The 18,532-nt window shown below is 43.8% G+C and carries 12 protein-coding genes and 1 pseudogene; 5 read left to right on the forward strand and 8 right to left on the reverse strand.

Going from position 1 to position 18,532, the window contains the following annotated elements:
• Positions 1–16: 16 nt before the first annotated feature.
• From KTR07_RS11025 to KTR07_RS11055, 7 genes and pseudogenes are all read right to left on the reverse strand, one after another.
• Positions 17–2,113, reverse strand: coding sequence for a glycoside hydrolase family 127 protein (locus KTR07_RS11025; protein WP_008765795.1), 2,097 nt, complete (start codon positions 2,111–2,113; stop codon positions 17–19).
• Between the two features lie 135 nt (positions 2,114–2,248).
• A complete protein-coding gene (locus KTR07_RS11030) occupies positions 2,249–2,983 on the reverse strand; it encodes a DUF5131 family protein (RefSeq protein WP_008765796.1) in 735 nt (244 codons plus the stop codon).
• A 540-nt stretch (positions 2,984–3,523) separates the two neighbouring features.
• Positions 3,524–3,715, reverse strand: a pseudogene (locus KTR07_RS11035) (PD-(D/E)XK nuclease domain-containing protein); the annotation flags it as partial.
• Between the two features lie 7 nt (positions 3,716–3,722).
• Complete coding sequence (locus KTR07_RS11040; protein ID WP_008761650.1) at positions 3,723–4,451, reverse strand: nitroreductase family protein; 729 nt, start codon at positions 4,449–4,451, stop codon at positions 3,723–3,725.
• 234 nt (positions 4,452–4,685) lie between these two features.
• Positions 4,686–5,477, reverse strand: a complete 792-nt coding sequence (locus tag KTR07_RS11045) for a head GIN domain-containing protein (RefSeq protein WP_008765797.1) — start codon at positions 5,475–5,477, stop codon at positions 4,686–4,688.
• Between the two features lie 66 nt (positions 5,478–5,543).
• Positions 5,544–6,332: an alpha/beta hydrolase gene (locus KTR07_RS11050; RefSeq protein ID WP_008765798.1), complete on the reverse strand. Its 789-nt coding sequence runs from the start codon at positions 6,330–6,332 to the stop codon at positions 5,544–5,546.
• Positions 6,333–6,337: 5 nt separating this feature from the next.
• Positions 6,338–7,336 (reverse strand): quinone-dependent dihydroorotate dehydrogenase, encoded by a 999-nt coding sequence (locus KTR07_RS11055; protein WP_008765799.1) that lies wholly within the window; start codon positions 7,334–7,336, stop codon positions 6,338–6,340.
• A 228-nt stretch (positions 7,337–7,564) separates the two neighbouring features.
• Between KTR07_RS11055 and KTR07_RS11060 the strand changes: the two genes are divergently transcribed.
• The 5 genes from KTR07_RS11060 to KTR07_RS11080 all read left to right on the forward strand — a co-directional run bounded on the left by KTR07_RS11060 (position 7,565) and on the right by KTR07_RS11080 (position 17,665).
• The gene (locus tag KTR07_RS11060) at positions 7,565–10,033 is read left to right on the forward strand and encodes a glycoside hydrolase N-terminal domain-containing protein (protein ID WP_181981938.1); all 2,469 of its coding nucleotides are present in this window, start codon (positions 7,565–7,567) and stop codon (positions 10,031–10,033) included.
• A gap of 13 nt (positions 10,034–10,046) precedes the next feature.
• Positions 10,047–11,249, forward strand: a complete 1,203-nt coding sequence (locus KTR07_RS11065) for a glycoside hydrolase family 88 protein (protein WP_011107571.1) — start codon at positions 10,047–10,049, stop codon at positions 11,247–11,249.
• Positions 11,250–11,285: 36 nt separating this feature from the next.
• Positions 11,286–12,737, forward strand: coding sequence for a glycoside hydrolase family 140 protein (locus tag KTR07_RS11070; RefSeq protein ID WP_011107572.1), 1,452 nt, complete (start codon positions 11,286–11,288; stop codon positions 12,735–12,737).
• Positions 12,730–16,602, forward strand: coding sequence for a family 78 glycoside hydrolase catalytic domain (locus tag KTR07_RS11075; RefSeq protein ID WP_113748511.1), 3,873 nt, complete (start codon positions 12,730–12,732; stop codon positions 16,600–16,602). Before KTR07_RS11070 ends, KTR07_RS11075 begins: the two co-directional genes overlap by 8 nt.
• Before the next feature lie 175 nt (positions 16,603–16,777).
• Positions 16,778–17,665, forward strand: coding sequence for an SDR family NAD(P)-dependent oxidoreductase (locus tag KTR07_RS11080; protein WP_055217745.1), 888 nt, complete (start codon positions 16,778–16,780; stop codon positions 17,663–17,665).
• Here KTR07_RS11080 and KTR07_RS11085 read toward each other — a convergent pair.
• Entirely contained in the window at positions 17,653–18,435 is a 783-nt protein-coding gene (locus KTR07_RS11085) for a patatin-like phospholipase family protein (protein ID WP_055217742.1), read from the reverse strand. The genes KTR07_RS11080 and KTR07_RS11085 overlap by 13 nt on opposite strands.
• Positions 18,436–18,532: the final 97 nt, after the last annotated feature.

Here is an 18,532-nt window from a genome sequence, read left to right on the forward strand (position 1 = left end):
TCTTTTGTACAATGGGTTATCTTGCAAGCGGCATCCAGACTGTCATCTCTCCTTTACCTCTGTTTCCCCATGCATAATAAGGAATCAGACGAATATCCACTGTTTTCTCTGCTTGGGCAACCGGACGATAAAGCACGCCTTCCCAAGACTCAGACGATGCCAGACGTGCTTTCCCTTCCAGGGCTACTATCGAACTGCCTTCAATCGTCGTTTTCTTCGGAGTCAGCTTTATGTCGGCAGGAATCAAGATGTTATCGATCTTTTCTCCATTTGCAATGTCCATACTCTCCAGACAGTAAACCAACGGGCCACGTTTCACTACCACCTGGTTACGGATTTCTTCTGCCAACGGATGGGCTTCGAGCAGACAAACAGGCATATCCATGACCAGTTCTACCACATCTCCTTTCTTCCATGTACGGTTCACTTCCGCATAGGTATTTGCCTTGGCATTCATGGACACCGGTTGACCGTTCACTATCAACGCAGCTTTCCCACACCATTCGGGAATACGGAAGAAGAGGGAGAAAGCACCTGCTTTACGGGGCACTTTGTCCAGCGTTACACGTATATTACCTTCCCAAGGATAGTCCGTTTCCTGCACCAAAGCAAGTTCCCCCTTATCTTTCCAGTTTGTAGTCAATGTATTTGCACCGTACAGGTTGCAATAAATCCCTTCCGGACTCAATGTATAAGCATAATTCTGCGCCTGACAAAGCGTACGCAATGTATTGGGCGGACAACAGAAACAACTGATATATTCCGTCCGTTCTTTCGGCCAACGGAGTGTATAAGGCAGATCGGCACTGATACGAAGAGGATTCGTATAGAAATACTTCTTTCCATCCAGGCTTATGCCACTCAATACACTATTATAAAGGCAAGTTTCCACAAGCTCCGCATACTTGGCATCTCCCGTCACTTCCAGCATGCGCCAGTTGAACAGCATATTACCAATGTTGGCACAAGTTTCGTTATGTGCCGTACTGTTCGGCAACTGATACGGACGACCGTAGCTCTGATGCACTTTCTGAATGCTATCCGGTTCATAGCACGTTCCATCCGGTGAGGTGCCGTCATACAAAGCACCGCAAGCTCCGGTCACGTACATCTTTCGGGTGACAATATCGTTCCAGATACTAGTCAGATTCTTCATCAGTTGTTGTTCCCCCGTCTCCGCATACACATCTGCCACGCCTGCATACAGGTAATTGGCACGTACGGCATGTCCCATTGCACGATATTGGTCACGGAAAGGGATACGGTCCTGATTATCATCCGTGCCGCTTTCTACCATACCGCGAATGTCAATCAGGTTTTTTGAAAGTTCCAGATAACGGGGATTTCCTGTAGCACGATACATCTCCACCACTCCCATATAGTGTGAAGGGCAAATTGCATTGCGCGCCAACTCGGCGGAAGCTGTTTCATAGAAGTGACAAAGGAAATCCGTAGCTTTCACGGCAGCATCAAAAAGAGTTGTTTTTCCGGTAGCACGGTGGTGAACGATACCTGCCATCATCAGGTGTCCCAAGTTATACGTTTCAAAATTCAACCGATTGGCAAATGCACCTTTTTCGTCCTCAGAGCCTACTTTCGTACCAATCACTGTCTGTTGTTGGGAGTCAGCCTGCGTATGGCTGTCTATTCCCTTATTCAGCTCTTCTATAACAACCGGTGTATGTATATAACCATCTGCACGCTGGGCTTTTACGACACAAGCAATAAAGTTGTCCATTAACTTGTCCAGTTCCGGATCTTTATTGACAGCATACACAGAAGCGACTCCTTCCATCCACTTGTACATATCTCCATCGTGGAACGGAGGTCCCCAATGTTCTCCCTTGCATACACCGGCAGCAATCTCAAAATTACGGAAACCATGAGAAACTTCCGGCGTGTTCCATGTATTCCACATACTCTGCAAGGAAGTTCCGCTAAATACATTAAAACGCTCTCCCCAGAATCCATTCGTCCAGTGTACGGCATCTATTCCGGTATTTGCCATTTTTGCATAACGGCTCTGACTCATATCCGTCAGCCCATTGCTTTGCGCAAATGCTCCCGTGACGGAGGCGGAAGCTAAAAGAAATAACAGCTTTATCTGTTTCATTTAATATGGATATTTTTTAAATTTACACACTATCTCTTTAAGGAGAGACGTGATTATCCATATTTTGTACTCAATAAAGGAATGCGAAAGCTGTCCGACAGCCTTCGCATTCCTTTATTCCTATTTGTTCTTTCGTTATTTTTCGGGAGTATAATTCAGTTCCGCTTTCCTCGCCTGTGAGTGCTGGAACTGTCGGGCGACTTTATACTCATGTCCGTCTTTCAACAGATAACTTCCTGTCTGCTTGAACCAGAAACTGACATGAGCTTCCACACATTGACGGCGGATGTCCAACACCCAGTCATAATTGCAAACGCGGGCTTCCTTACCGGACTCTCCTCCTGCCACTACCTGCTCTACCCATCCTTCCAATTCTCCTCTGAAATCAATCTGACTAAGAAGAGGTTCACAGATAATAATTTTATGTTTAATAGGACTTTCTTTATAAATAGGTAAGCGATAATCGACTCTGTCCTGATTCTCCATTGTACAACAAATCGTCACATTGTTGTATCCATCTCCCCAATCCGGTGGCAGGCACTGTTGCAGCCTTTCTATCCGCTTAGTTATAAACATAAAATGAAGGTCCTGCCGTATCCGCATCATTTCCCATGCTTCGGCACGCCATTCATCCGCATCTTCAATCAGAAAATCAGAGGTAAAACAGGTATATACCAGATTTCCCGAGGGTATCTTATATTCTCCATTTTTTTTCTTCTGTAAAGGCAAACCGAACTTTTCCGTCTTTGTCACCACCGAACTGTCTTTTCCATATTTGCCATCCGTACGATATACATAGCAGTGGCGGCAGCCTTCACTCCATTTGTGACAGCCGTGCCATAAGTTCCACATTGATGCTTTCCCGCCCATCTTCTTTTTTTTCTTCAAATGTATGCTTTATCTGTTTCATAGGCAAATTTTCATTCAATATCCGCTAGTCAGGGTAGATAGATATAAATAGTGCATCTTCTTTCTCGCTTGAAAAAAGATGCACCAAACACAAACAAAACAAACAATAGAGCTACCTTCACAGGCGGCCGGTCCGAAAGGACCAATACTTTTGATAGTGAAATCTCACTTCACAAATATCCGTATATTTGGGGACTAGCCAAACTCCATCCATGTCGGATACAAACAATAAATGTTTCGAAGGTGACTAATACTATGACACAAAGGATGAAATGTTGCGGAATATAAAAAACAAGGCCAGACAAGAAGATTCTTTTGTACTATTTGTATAATCAGGAAAAAATAAATTTCATTTATTAAAAAACGATTAAATCACGTCGGTAAGCATCATTCATCCCTTTACTCCGGCGGATTATGTCAATTAAAACGGAGATATGCCAAGCATATCTCCGCACATCTGATCATCTAATAGGATTCACTTTAATATTAATTGTTATCTGGTTAAAGCAACCATCGTCCAATATTCCTTTTCTCCGCGCTGAACTCCACTCCTACTTTCACGACTTCACGTCCGTCTGTCTGATAAGGAATCAGATAGCCTTTTTCATCAATCTGCTGCAAAGCCTGCTCGGCAGTCCCATTCAGTTTGAATTCGAATACATATATATATTTAGGCGTTTTTACTACTGCGTCCGTGCCATCAAATCTTACGATAAACTTCCTCAAACGGTACCCTGCACCGTTCTCCCCAAATTCCTTTATTTCCATTCCGGATTCCACAAGAAACTACCATATTTATTTCAGCACCATGAGGCAACTTAAGCAACCTTTTGAGTCGTCGGCTATCCAAGCCTTCCAAGGGGCAGGTATCATATCCTTCGTTCGCCATAGCAATCATAAATGTCTGAGCAGCAAGTGCACAGGATTTATGTACCACCACACGCACATCACCTTCAGATACTTCGAGCATCATAGGGCGGAAAATGCTGATAATATTAGCAAGTAGTACTCTGAAAAGTCCTAAGATACCGCAGAAACGGGCATAAACAAACGGCATCAATATCCCATAGTACAGTTTTCTGTCTTTAATACGTTTCTCCTGCCTGTCTATAGGACTATTCCGCCGTATATTTCCTGTCTCGAAATCAAGAACAAATTTCGCCCGCTTCCGATACAAGTCACGACGTGTGACGAAAACAACAATCTGCGAAGCCGTGGAAGTTGCTTTTTGATCAAGACAAGCTCTTGATACCTTTGCCATCAATTCAGGCTGTGTGATGTGATAAAACTCCCATAGTTGCATATCAGAACTATTGGGAGCCAAAGTTGCCAATTCCAGGCAATGCTTTACTTTCTCTGTATCTATTTCCTTTTCTTTATCATATACCCGTACAGAGCGACGATAGTTTAAAACTTCATCTAAATTCATATACTACTTGACTTAATTGAATAATATTTCATAATGTGCAATATCAGAAAATACAGATAAGCCCATATAAATAAAACAGATCTGCAAGTTAATTGTATCTTGGCTAACTATATTTTTAACATATAGTCATTGTATATACTTCAATAAGAGATCTATGAATGTCTAAATAAAAGCGGGCAAATATGTGATAAATAACATATTTGCCCGCTTTCTATAAAAAATAAGATTCGTATCTTACTTACCGGTAATTGAATTTTTCTTCCCCTGCTTATTTACAACTGAAGGACTTCCTTTATATTCAATATCACCGCTACCACTAACTCTTGCATCCAACTGTCTGGAAGCGTAGCATACTATATCACCCGAACCGGCAACTGTAGCAACGACATTAGTTGCAGCCAGTTTTTCAGCACTAATATCTCCGGAACCATTTACTGTCAGTGTCGCCTTCTGTGCAGAACCTTTCATATTGATATCACCGGAACCATTAACTTCTGACATCACAGTAGTCGCTTTCACATTTTTCAAATCAATGTCCCCGCTTCCTTTTACCAAAGCAAATATATTAGCATATTGCAGATTCTCCGCTTCGATATCTCCGGAACCGGCTATATTCAAATTCAAGTCATTCCCTTTGATTGTACCTTTCAGATATACATCTGCCGAACCTTTAATATCTACCTGATTCAATGAAGGGGAAGAAGCTATCACTTTCAAACGACGCTCTCCACTAAGAATCTTGACACCTTTTTTGATATTCACCTGCAATACTCCATTTACTGTAGAAACTTCCAACAAGTCTACCAAATTATCCGAACCGTATATAGAAACTGTCGTTTTAGAACCATTACTCTGACGATACTCAACATCAGGACTGCCTAATACTCTGATTGAACTGAAGTTGCTTACGTTATTCAGTTCTTTTGTGATATATTTCTTACTGGGAGTAACGGTCTGCGCCTGTATTCCTGTGACCAACAAAAACATCAGCACTACCAACATAGATGTAACCTTTGAATTTCTCATAATTTCTTTTCATTAAATATTCTAATGACAAATATAGGAAGTATATTTCGAATTACAAGAAAAGAATTACAATTTTGCCAACCATTCTCCAAGCTCCTGAAGCCACTCTTGCTTATACACAAAACTATCATTATAACCGAATCCATGTCCTCCCGCAGGATAGATGTGCAGAGAAATGGGGATATCTGCTTTCTGTAGTCTGGCAGCATACATAATACCATTCAGAGGGCTTACCACAGCATCATCTGCAGCTGCTACAATGAAAGCGGCAGGTGTACCGCAAGTAATATGCTCAATCGGTGAATACTGCTCCATTTTATCCGGTGAATAGGAATGACCAAACATTCGTTCACGACAAGGAAAATGTGTCAAACGATCATCGACACTGACTACCGGATACATCAATATCTGAAAATCCGGCTTCTCATCATCAGGTAAAAGCGTAGCTGAAAAAGTTGCCAGATATCCTCCGATAGAAGCCCCCATCACTCCCAGTTTATCACAAAACTCTGGAAACTTTTCTCGCACAACCTTCAATGCCAACCGGATATCTTGTTCGGGAACATCAGGATTACCACGAGGCATTCTATATTTAAAGACGATATATGTAATTCCCAGCTTCGTAAACCATTCGGCAAAATCAATGCCTTCATTCTCCAGATTAGTCTTCAGAAATCCACCTCCGGGACACATAATAACACTGCTTCCATTGGGCCTGTCACAAGTAAAAACAAATAAAGTTCCTTCGGAAGCATTTTCTACGATTCCAATCAGTTCGACATTGTCCACTTCCGACAAATCATAGGTCGTCATGGATAAGTCCTCATACAAGCTAATACAAATTAATTTCTTCATATCGATTAATGTTTAAGTTTCTTCCCTATTTTATGAACAACAGACGGACCAGAATAGATAAATGCCGAATAAATCTGTATCATATCGGCCCCTTGGGAAATCATATCAGCTGCATCCTCTGCTGTCATTATTCCTCCTGCCCCGATAATCAGAAAGTGGTGGTCGGTGTGCCCGGACAGATAACGCACTACCTTCTGCGATTTCTTTCCGATACCCCGACCACTGACGCCACCGTTACCGATCTTTTCCAACTGTTTTGTTTTTGTATGATGCAATTCTGAGCGGTCCATCGTCGGCCCCGTAGCTATAAAGCCTTCTATGGAATATTTATATGCAAGGGAAATGACCAGATCCAATGCCTTCTCATCGATATCCGCCGGGAGCTTAATGAAAATACTGCACCGTTTGTTCACTGCCTGACGAAATGTTGTGAGGTTTTCTAAAACTTTAGCAAATGATTCTTTATCTATACTACCCCAGTTCAGCGTAAAATAATCTACACTTTCATATAAGCGAGTGAAAACCAACTCAAAATCTTTGATGATTTGCTCACCGGCAGAAAGCGGATTCTTATTGATATTTACTCCGAGCCTGTAAGAATGTTTTCTGTATTTTCTGATATGCTCCAGAGCTACATCGACACCGCAATTATTGAACCCTGTACGTGAGATCAGTGATTCGTCTTCTACCAGTCTGAAGATACGGGGAGAAGGATTTCCCGGCTGATAATCAGGAGTTACAGTCCCCACTTCCAGAAATCCGAAACCAAAATCTGCCAACTCATCAAATGTTTCCGCATTTTTATCGAATCCGGCAGACAAGCCTATCCGGTTTTTGAATCGCAGGCTTCCGTATGAAAAAGGTTCGTCCACTTGATAGTGTCCTCTTACGCAGGCACGAACCGGAAGCAGATAACGATAGATTTTTAACCAGTTCAAGAGCATTCGATGTACTTTTTCAGGATCAATGAGAAATAATAACGGTCTAACGATTAAATTATACATTTTCAATTATCTGTTTTTTAGATTAAAGAAATAAATCCACACTCAGGAAATAACTTCTTCCTAGTGCTCTTACGTATGCAAAGTAAGACCTTTTTGAGCAGATATTGAAGTTCATTTTTTTTATACCCGATAACTTTTGATTATCCCTGCTTCTTATTGTCTGTATATTGGGTACAAAATTCCTTTTTAATCGTCCTCCTATAAAAGTATAAAAGCGATTAGATGAAAATGAATAAAAAGAGATTAATCGGATATCTGTTTGTAATGGTCTCTGCAGGATGTATTCATGCGCAGGAGAAAAAAGTATCTGCACAGGAATATAAGCTATGGTATGACCGTCCCGCACAGGTATGGACCGAAGCTTTACCCTTGGGAAACGGGCGTCTGGGGGCAATGGTATATGGAACGCCGGGAATAGAACAAATACAACTAAACGAAGAAACCATTTGGGCAGGACGCCCCAACAACAACGCAAACCCGAACGCACTGGAGTATATTCCGAAGGTACGTGAACTTATTTTTGCCGGAAAATATCTGGAAGCACAAACGCTCGCTACGGAGAAAGTGATGGCAAAAACAAATTCGGGAATGCCTTATCAGAGTTTCGGCGACCTGAGAATTGCCTTCCCCGGACATACCCGCTATTCCGATTATTATCGGGAACTGAGTCTGGACTCGGCACGTGCCATCGTCCGTTATGAAGTAGACGGAGTGCAATATCAACGTGAAACGATCACCTCATTTACCGATCAGGTAGTTATGGTACGACTGACTGCCAACCGTCCGGGACAAATTACCTTCAACGCACAGCTCACCTCCCCTCATCAGGATGCAATGATTAACTCTGAAGAAGGAAACTGCGTAACCCTTTCAGGGGTGTCTTCCTTGCATGAAGGACTGAAGGGAAAAGTAGAATTTCAGGGAAGGCTGACCGCCCGCAACCAAGGAGGAAAAATAGCTTGTACCGATGGCGTCCTCTCTGTAGAAGGAGCTGACGAAGCCACAATCTATGTGTCTATAGCCACCAACTTCAATAATTATCTGGACATCACAGGCAATCAGACAGAACGTGCAAAGAGCTATTTGTCGGAAGCGCTGGTTCATCCATTCGCAGAAGCCAAAAAGAATCACGTCGAATTTTATCGTCAATATCTGACCAGAGTATCTCTGGATTTAGGGGAAGACCAATATAAAAATGTGACAACCGACAAGCGTGTAGAGAATTTTAAGGACACACATGACGCGCATCTGGTTGCCACTTACTTCCAGTTTGGCCGTTATCTGTTAATCTGTTCGTCACAACCGGGTGGACAACCCGCTAACTTACAGGGTATCTGGAATGACAAACTTTTCCCTTCCTGGGATAGCAAATATACCTGTAATATCAATCTGGAAATGAATTATTGGCCATCGGAAGTGACTAATTTAAGCGACTTGAACGAGCCACTTTTCCGGCTGATAAAAGAGGTGAGCGAAAGCGGAAAGGAAACGGCAAGAATCATGTATGGAGCCAACGGATGGGTATTACATCATAACACGGATATATGGCGTATCACAGGAGCACTGGACAAAGCCCCTTCGGGTATGTGGCCGAGCGGCGGTGCATGGTTGTGCCGTCATCTATGGGAACGATATCTGTACACCGGAGACACAGAGTTCCTGCGTTCCGTTTATCCGATATTGAAAGGATCCGGACTGTTCTTTGACGAGATTATGGTAAAAGAACCTGTACACAACTGGCTGGTAGTCTGCCCGAGCAACTCACCCGAAAATGTACATTCCGGCAACGACGGCAAGGCAACTACAGCCGCCGGATGCACGATGGACAATCAGTTGATATTCGACCTTTGGACAGCTATTATTTCAGCCTCCCGAATTTTGGATACGGACAAAGAATTTGCCGCTCATCTGGAACAACGCCTCAAGGAAATGGCTCCTATGCAGGTAGGACATTGGGGACAATTGCAGGAATGGATGTTCGACTGGGATGATCCGAACGATGTACACCGCCACGTATCCCATCTATATGGATTATTCCCCAGCAACCAGATTTCCCCTTACCGTACTCCGGAACTATTTGACGCTGCACGCACTTCTCTGATTCATCGTGGAGATCCGTCCACCGGATGGAGCATGGGATGGAAGGTTTGCCTGTGGGCACGCCTCCTTGATGGTGACCATGCCTACAAACTGATAACCGACCAATTGACTTTGGTACGTAACGAAAAGAAAAAAGGAGGCACCTACCCTAACCTATTCGATGCTCACCCACCTTTCCAAATCGACGGAAACTTCGGTTGTGCTGCAGGTATAGCCGAAATGCTGATGCAAAGTTACGATGGCTTTATTTACCTGCTTCCGGCACTTCCGACTCTCTGGAAGGACGGTTCTGTCACAGGTATCATTGCCCGTGGAGGTTTCGAACTTGATTTAAGCTGGAAGAATGGAAAAGTAAATCGCCTGGTCGTGAAATCTCATAAAGGTGGTAACTGCCGTCTGCGTTCACTCAACCCGCTGAACGGAAAGGGCTTGAAACGTGCCAAAGGAGAGAACCCGAACCCTCTCTATGCAGTCCCCACGATTCCCCAGCCATTGGTGAATGAAAAAGCCAGCCTAAATAAAGTGGAAATTGCAAAGACTTACTTGTATGACCTGCCTACCAAAGCAGGGCAAGAATATATATTGATTGGAAAATAATAACTCTACCTATATGAACAGAAACTTGTTAAAACTGATTGTTGCTTGCGGAGCTGCTTGCTTCATCGCCTGCACAGCACCTCAAAAAGCAGAAACAGAAAAATGGAGCGAACGTATGGCACGCTCTGAGATGAAACGTTTTCCCGAACCCTGGATGATTGAAAAAGCAAAAGTACCCCGTTGGGGATATACCCACGGACTTGTTGTAAAGTCTATGCTGGAAGAATGGAAACATACCGGAGACAGCACTTACTATGAATATGCCAAAATCTACGCAGACAGTCTGATCGATACGGACGGCCATATCAAAACGATGAAATATCTTTCATTCAACATTGATAACGTCAATGGCGGCAAGATTCTTTTTGATCTTTATGCACAATCAGGAGATGAACGCTATAAAATAGCTATGGATACCCTACGTAAACAGATGGCAGAACAACCCCGCACAAGTGAAGGAGGATTCTGGCATAAGCTAAGATATCCCCATCAGATGTGGCTGGATGGCATCTTCATGGCTTCTCCTTACTTGGTACAGTACGGCAGTACTTTCCAGGAACCGGCACTATACGATGAAGCTGTGAAACAGATTCTTCTGATAGCACGCAAAACTTACGACCCCACCACAGGACTTTACTATCACGGATGGGATGAAAGCCGCGAACAGAAATGGGCAAATCCCGAAACCGGTTGTTCTCCTAATTTCTGGAGCCGCAGTATCGGATGGTATGGAGCAGCCTTGGTAGACGTACTGGATTATCTCCCTCAGGAAACGACCGGACGAGACAGCGTAATGCAGATTCTTCAGGGATTGGCAAAAACTTTAATGAAATATCAGGACCCTCAGTCCGGCACCTGGTATCAGGTAACAGATCAGGGAGCGCGTGAAGGAAATTACCTGGAATCTTCGGCAACCGCCTTATTTATCTATACACTTGCCAAAGCTGTCAATAAGGGATATATCAGCAAGGATTACATCGAACCTACCCGCAAAGCTTTTGATGGAATGGTCAAGACATTTACCCGTCTTGAAGAAGACGGTAGCTATACCATTACGAATTGTTGTGCGGTAGCCGGACTGGGCGGAGACTCCAAAAGATACCGTGACGGTTCATTCGAATATTATATCAGCGAACCGGTTATAGAGAATGACCCGAAATCAGTAGGATCGTTTATTCTGGCGGCCATCGAATATGAGAAAATGACAGACAAATAAATGTAAAGATATGAACTCCAAAAACGATAAAGTACAATGAGAAAATTTAAGATTCTTCCTCTCTTATTGCTGCTGTTGACATTGGCAACTTCTGCCGCAGCACAAAAGAAAACACAAAAGACGTATATCCCATGGAGCAACGGCAAACTCGTCGTTTCTGAAGAAGGACGTTATCTGAAACACGAAAACGGCACTCCTTTCTTCTGGCTGGGAGAAACCGGCTGGCTGCTGCCTGAGCGTCTGAATCGTGACGAAGCCGAATATTATTTGGAACAATGCAAACGCCGCGGATATAACGTGATTCAGGTTCAGACATTGAATAATGTCCCGTCTATGAATATCTACGGACAGTATTCCATGACTGACGGCTACAACTTCAAGAATATCAATCAGAAAGGCGTATATGGTTATTGGGATCACATGGATTACATTATCCGTACCGCAGCAAAGAAAGGTCTTTATATCGGCATGGTCTGCATCTGGGGAAGTCCGGTAAGTCATGGCGAAATGAATGTAGATCAGGCAAAAGCATACGGCAAGTTCCTGGCAGAACGCTATAAAGACGAACCTAACATTATCTGGTTTATCGGTGGGGATATCCGTGGTGATGTGAAGACTGCCGAATGGGAAGCATTGGCAACCTCCATCAAAGCAATCGACAAGAACCATCTGATGACATTCCACCCGCGTGGCAGAACGACTTCTGCTACTTGGTTCAACAATGCACCGTGGCTGGATTTCAATATGTTCCAGAGCGGACACCGCCGTTATGGACAACGTTTCGGTGACGGAGATTATCCCATCGAAGAAAATACGGAAGAAGATAACTGGCGTTTTGTAGAACGCAGTATGGCTATGAAACCGATGAAGCCCGTTATAGACGGTGAACCCATCTACGAAGAAATACCGCACGGTCTGCATGATGAGAACGAATTACTTTGGAAAGATTATGATGTACGCCGGTACGCTTACTGGTCTGTATTTGCCGGTTCTTTCGGACATACGTATGGTCATAACTCCATCATGCAGTTTATCAAACCGGGTGTAGGCGGTGCTTATGGTGCTAAAAAGCCTTGGTATGATGCTCTGAATGATCCCGGATACAATCAAATGAAATATCTGAAGAATCTGATGCTGACCTTCCCATTCTTCGAACGAGTACCGGATCAGTCTGTCATCGCCGGACAGAATGGCGAACGTTATGACCGTGCCATCGCAACACGCGGCAATGACTATCTGATGGTATATAACTACACCGGACGCCCGATGGAAGTTGATTTCAGCAAAATCAGCGGTGCCAAGAAGAACGCATGGTGGTACACAACCAAGGATGGTAAACTGGAATATATCGGTGAATTTGACAACGGTGTGCACAAATTCCAGCACGACAGCGGCTACAGCAGCGGAAACGATCATGTCTTGATTGTAGTAGACAGTAGTAAGGATTATGTGAAGAAAGACTGCTATCAAATTGACACTCATGAATAAAAAGATACTTATATTATCATTCTTATCTGTTCTGTTTCTTGCAGCAGGTCCGATACGTGCAGCCATAGACGTAACCAACCTGCGGACAGAGCAGCTAAAGAATCCGTCGGGTATCGATACGCGCCAACCCCGTCTGGGTTGGCGTATCGAATCGGACGAACAGAATGTGATGCAAACCGCGTATCACATTCTTGTTGCATCTTCCCCCGAGCTATTGGCACAAGGGAAAGGAGATATGTGGGATTCCGGAAAAGTAGAAACAGATGCTTCCCAATGGATAACCTACCAGGGAGAAACTTTGAAACGCAATGCTCCCTACTTCTGGAAGGTGAAGGTTTACACCAATAAAGGTGAAAGTGATTGGAGTAGTCCGGCTTTCTGGAGCATGGGACTATTCAATGAAGCAGACTGGCAAGGTCAGTGGATCGGTCTGGACCGTGCAGCTCCGGGGGACAGTGAAACTCAATGGAGCCGCCTGGCAGCCCGTTATCTTCGCAAGGAATTTGCCTTGAAGAAAGAAATAAAGCGTGCCACAGTGCACATTGCCGGAATGGGATTGTATGAACTGTTCATCAACGGACAACGCATAGGTGATCAGGTACTGGCCCCCGCTCCTACCGATTACCGGAAGACAATCTTGTATAACACATATGATGTCACTTCCCAACTTCAGCAAGAGAACGCCATCGGTGTTACTTTAGGTAATGGTCGTTTTTATACCATGCGTCAGAATTACAAGCCATACAAGATTCCGACCTTCGGATATCCCAAACTGCGCCTGAATCTGATCGTTGAATATGCTGATGGCAGTAAGGAGACAATCGCGACGAATACTTCATGGAAACTGACAACCGAAGGTCCTGTCCGCAGCAATAACGAATATGACGGCGAAGAATATGACGCCCGCAAAGAACTGGGAAACTGGACGCAGACAGATTATGACGATACAAAATGGATGCCGGCAGAACGCGTCAGTATTCCTTCGGGTACACTTCGTGCCCAAATGATGCCGGGGATGAAAGTAACGGAAACGCTGAAACCTGTTTCTATCCAAAAAATGGGTGACAAATACATTATGGATACCGGTCAGAATCTGGCAGGATGGGTACGTTTCCGCATCAAAGGTCAGGCAGGCGACAGCATTCGTCTTCATTTTGCAGAACGTCTGGAATCAGATGGAGAAATCTTCACGAAAAATCTGCGCGACGCACATTGTACGGATATATATGTAGTTAGCGGACGTGAACCGCAAGGTGCCACCTGGGCTCCCCGTTTTGTGTATCATGGTTTCCGTTATGTGGAAATCAGCGGATATCCGGATGCCAAAACCGAGGATTTCGTAGTGGAAGTCGTAGAAGATGAGATGGATCATACAGGCTCTTTTTCCTGTTCGGACAAAACATTGAACCAAGTTGTACGTAATGCATTCTGGGGGATTCGGAGTAACTATAAAGGTATGCCGGTAGACTGTCCCCAGCGTAACGAACGTCAGCCCTGGCTGGGAGATCATGCAATGGGCTCTTGGGGAGAAAGTATGTTCTTCGACAATCATGCCATGTACAACAAATGGGCACGTGATATCCGCGAAGCACAGCGCGAAGACGGCTGTATTCCTGATGTAGCTCCGGCTTACTGGAACTATTATTCGGATAATGTCACATGGCCTGCTACCCTGCCCTTAGTCTGCGATATGCTCTTCACTAATTATGGAGACATACGTCCGATAGAAGATAATTATCCGGCTATCAAGAAATGGATATCGCACATCCGTGAGTATTATATGACAAAGGACTACATCATCACCAAAGATAAATATGGAGACTGGTGTGTTCCACCCGAATCGTTGGAAATGATTCACAGTCAAGATCCTGCCCGCAAAACGGATGGTGCCTTGATCGCTACCGCCTATTACCTGAAAGTGTTGCAACTGATGCATCGCTTCGCCAGTCTTCAGGGATTGACTGCGGATGCAAAAGAGTGGGAAGACCTGGAACATAAAATGAAGGATGCATTCAATGCACATTTCCTGCATATAAAGGAAGGTACTTCACTTGTACCCGGTCATACTCTGTATCCGGATAGTGTTTTCTACGGGAATAATACTGTAACAGCTAATATTCTGCCACTTGCCTTCGGTCTCGTGCCCAAAGCGCATATCAAAGAAGTAGCAAAGAATGCAGTAACCACCATTATTACAACGAACAAAGGGCATATCAGTACCGGAGTAATCGGTACGCAATGGCTGATGCGTGAATTGAGTCGTCGGGGGCATGCAGATGTAGCTTATCTGTTGGTCACCAATGATACATATCCTTCATGGGGATATATGGCAGCACAAGGTGCCACCACTATTTGGGAACTTTGGAACGGTGACACGGCAAATCCCGGAATGAACAGCGGAAATCATGTTATGTTATTAGGAGACTTACTTCCCTGGTGTTTCAACAATCTGGCAGGTATCCGTGCCGACCGTTGGAAATCCGGTTACAAACATATTGTTTTCCAGCCTGCTTTCGAAATTCAGGAATTGAGTAATGTGGATGCTTCTTATATGAGTATCTACGGAAAGATTACCAGCCGATGGAAAAAGACTCCTATGCATTTGGAATGGGATATCGAACTTCCTGCCAATACTACAGGAGAAGTACATCTGCCGGATGGACGAAAAGAAAAAATAGGTTCCGGCAAATATCATTTCAGCGTAGATATACCGACACGGAATGCTGCCATCATCAGCGATGAATTTCTATACGAGAAAGCTTCTTTCCCGGAATGTCACGGGGCGACCATTGTAGAACTGAAAAACGGTGACCTCGTTGCTTCTTTCTTCGGTGGAACCAAAGAACGTAATCCGGATTGCTGCATCTGGGTTTGCCGCAAGCCCAAAGGTGCCAAAGAATGGACGGCTCCCAAGCTGGCTGCCGACGGAGTTTTTTCACTCAAAGATTCGCAGGCTGCTTTAGCCGGCATAGATTCGACCTGCACTCCTGTAGTGGATGCCAAAGGAAAACTGACTGCCCGCCGGAAAGCTTGCTGGAATCCTGTACTTTTCCAGATACCGGGAGGAGATTTAATTCTGTTCTACAAAATAGGATTAAATGTAGGCGACTGGACCGGCTGGCTGGTTCGTTCAAAAGACGGTGGGAAAACTTGGGGCAAACGCGAAGTCTTGCCGGAAGGATTTCTCGGTCCTATCAAGAACAAACCGGAATACATCAACGGTCGCATCATCTGCCCGTCAAGCAGAGAGGGCAAAGGGGGATGGCGTATTCATTTTGAATATTCGGATGATAAAGGCAAAACCTGGAAAACGACAGAGTCGGTACCTGCCGAACTGTCTGTCCCGACTCAGAACCGTAAAAAAGGTGGTATTAACGTAGATGATCAGGAAGCGGGAGAAGCTATTCAGGGAGAAGGGGCACAACCGATTCTTGCCATCCAACCCAGTATCCTAAAGCATAAGGATGGAAGATTGCAGGTACTTTGCCGTACACGCAATGCAAAGATTGCAACATCATGGAGCAGTGACAATGGTGAAACATGGAGTAAAGTGACATTAAGCAATGTTCCGAACAACAATTCCGGAACAGATGCCGTGACAATGAGTGACGGACGTCACATTCTCATTTACAATCATTTCTCCACATTGTCAGGTACACCAAAAGGTCCCCGTACTCCTCTCTGCGTAGCCATATCAGAAGATGGAATCAACTGGAAACCTATTCTCACATTAGAAGACAGCCCTATCAGCCAATATTCTTATCCAAGCATTATTCAAGGAAAAGATGGAAAGTTACATGCAATCTATACCTGGCGTCGCCAACGGATCAAGTATACGGAGATAGATCTCTCAAAGATTAAGTAGTAGCTGAATAAAAGAAAAACAGATTCTCTGTTATCATTATACCGCACTGACAATGATCGTATCAGTGCGGTATTTTGTTGTTTACAGGTTTATCAATACTCCTAATTGCTGTATAAATTGCATAGACCACATAAATATATTATTTTTGTTCCTCAGATTTAAAAGTAAAACAATCATGGCAGATAATTATATAGAAAGACAACAAGAGCAATACGAGGCCAGAAAAGCAGCTTGGAAACAGGCACAGAAATATGGGAAAAAGAAAACGACTACCAGCAGTCAAGTCAAAACGGAGGTAGCAGGTGAAATAGTTTCAAAACCGGACAGCCTGAAAAAAAGAGTATTCGTGACAGGCGGAGCGGAAGGCATAGGGAGAGCAATAGTAGAAGCATTCTGTAAAGACGGACATCAAGTAGCCTTCTGTGACATTAATGCTGTGTCCGGTCAACAAACGGCAAGAGATACCGGAGCCATATTTCATCCTGTTGACGTTAGTGATAAAGAAGCACTTGAAAGCTGTATGCAACAGATATTGGATGAATGGAAGGACATTGACATCCTCATCAACAATGTCGGTATCAGCAAATTTTCTTCCATTACAGAAACAAGTGTCGAAGATTTCGACAAGATTCTTTCTGTCAATCTTCGTCCTGTATTTATTACTTCACGGTTATTTGCCATTCATCGTAAGGGACAGTCTGATTCTAATCCTTATGGAAGAATCATTAATATCTGCTCAACACGTTATTTGATGAGTGAACCGGGAAGTGAAGGTTATGCAGCTTCCAAAGGTGGTATCTATTCTCTGACTCATGCATTAGCTTTATCATTATCCGAATGGAATATCACAGTAAACTCCATTGCTCCAGGATGGATACAAACACAAGATTATGATCAACTCCGACCGGAAGACCATTCTCAGCACCCTTCCCGACGAGTGGGCAAACCGGAAGATATTGCCCGTATGTGTTTATTTCTCTGCCGGGATGAGAATGATTTTATCAATGGTGAGAATATAACCATTGACGGAGGTATGACGAAAAAGATGATTTATACGGAATAAAGTTCTGTATTCAACGCATCCCGTGTAATCTCTATTCCCGTCTCCACAATAGAAGCTGCATGATGGAACTCCAGCATATCATAAGCATTGCCGGACATCTGAATTAAGATATCCGGCTGACAACGTTCTATTTGATAACGGGTAATTTGCTGCATCATCATTCTTGAAGATTCTGTCAACAAGTTATAAGGACTCATTTTCTTTTTCTTACCGCAATCAATCGGAGCATTGACATCGACTGCTATCAGAATATCTCCTTCCGTACGATGCACCTGATTCAGCGGAAGGGGATTCAGTATTCCTCCGTCAATCAGAACCATACCATCTTTCCGTAAAGGCCGGAAGAGCATCGGTATAGAAATAGTAGCACGGATAGCATCATACAAATTACCACTATCGAACCTCACTTCCTGATCGCAAACAATATCAGTAGCCATTGCTACGTACGGTATAGGCAATTCTTCAATATTCATAACGGGAATAATCTGCTTCAGTTCTTTGATAAAACGATCCCCCTTCACCAAGCCGTCCCGACTTAATGTCAGATCCGCCAGTTCCCACATCTTACGTTTATCCCAGCTATAGAGCCATTCTTTACATTCCTCCAGCTTTCCCGAAGCATACATTGCGCCTACCATCGCTCCCATCGAGCTTCCGGCAATAGAAGTTATCTCGAAATTATGACGTAACAATTCTTCAATAACTCCAATATGCGCAATACCACGTGCGCCACCCATAGAAAGGACTAATGCTACTTTTTGCTTATCCATATAATATACGTTTTTATTAGCTGTCCACAATATAACACATTTTCCGCAATAAAAGATGTCCGACCAGCTCTATTATTCTAGAAGCAAATGAAGCAAA

Source organism: Bacteroides sp. MSK.20.82 (assembly GCF_019052485.1).
Classification (GTDB): Bacteria; Bacteroidota; Bacteroidia; order Bacteroidales; family Bacteroidaceae; genus Bacteroides; species Bacteroides thetaiotaomicron.

Excerpts from the sequence above, each read along its gene's own strand:
- KTR07_RS11025 (WP_008765795.1), bottom strand. The coding sequence starts at position 2,113 with ATGAAACAGATAAAGCTGTTATTTCTTTTAGCTTCCGCCTCCGTCACG.
- KTR07_RS11030 (WP_008765796.1), bottom strand. The coding sequence starts at position 2,983 with ATGGGCGGGAAAGCATCAATGTGGAACTTATGGCACGGCTGTCACAAA.
- KTR07_RS11040 (WP_008761650.1), bottom strand. The coding sequence starts at position 4,451 with ATGAATTTAGATGAAGTTTTAAACTATCGTCGCTCTGTACGGGTATAT.
- KTR07_RS11045 (WP_008765797.1), bottom strand. The coding sequence starts at position 5,477 with ATGAGAAATTCAAAGGTTACATCTATGTTGGTAGTGCTGATGTTTTTG.
- KTR07_RS11050 (WP_008765798.1), bottom strand. The coding sequence starts at position 6,332 with ATGAAGAAATTAATTTGTATTAGCTTGTATGAGGACTTATCCATGACG.
- KTR07_RS11055 (WP_008765799.1), bottom strand. The coding sequence starts at position 7,336 with ATGTATAATTTAATCGTTAGACCGTTATTATTTCTCATTGATCCTGAA.
- KTR07_RS11060 (WP_181981938.1), top strand. The coding sequence starts at position 7,565 with ATGAATAAAAAGAGATTAATCGGATATCTGTTTGTAATGGTCTCTGCA.
- KTR07_RS11065 (WP_011107571.1), top strand. The coding sequence starts at position 10,047 with ATGAACAGAAACTTGTTAAAACTGATTGTTGCTTGCGGAGCTGCTTGC.
- KTR07_RS11070 (WP_011107572.1), top strand. The coding sequence starts at position 11,286 with ATGAGAAAATTTAAGATTCTTCCTCTCTTATTGCTGCTGTTGACATTG.
- KTR07_RS11075 (WP_113748511.1), top strand. The coding sequence starts at position 12,730 with ATGAATAAAAAGATACTTATATTATCATTCTTATCTGTTCTGTTTCTT.
- KTR07_RS11080 (WP_055217745.1), top strand. The coding sequence starts at position 16,778 with ATGGCAGATAATTATATAGAAAGACAACAAGAGCAATACGAGGCCAGA.
- KTR07_RS11085 (WP_055217742.1), bottom strand. The coding sequence starts at position 18,435 with ATGGATAAGCAAAAAGTAGCATTAGTCCTTTCTATGGGTGGCGCACGT.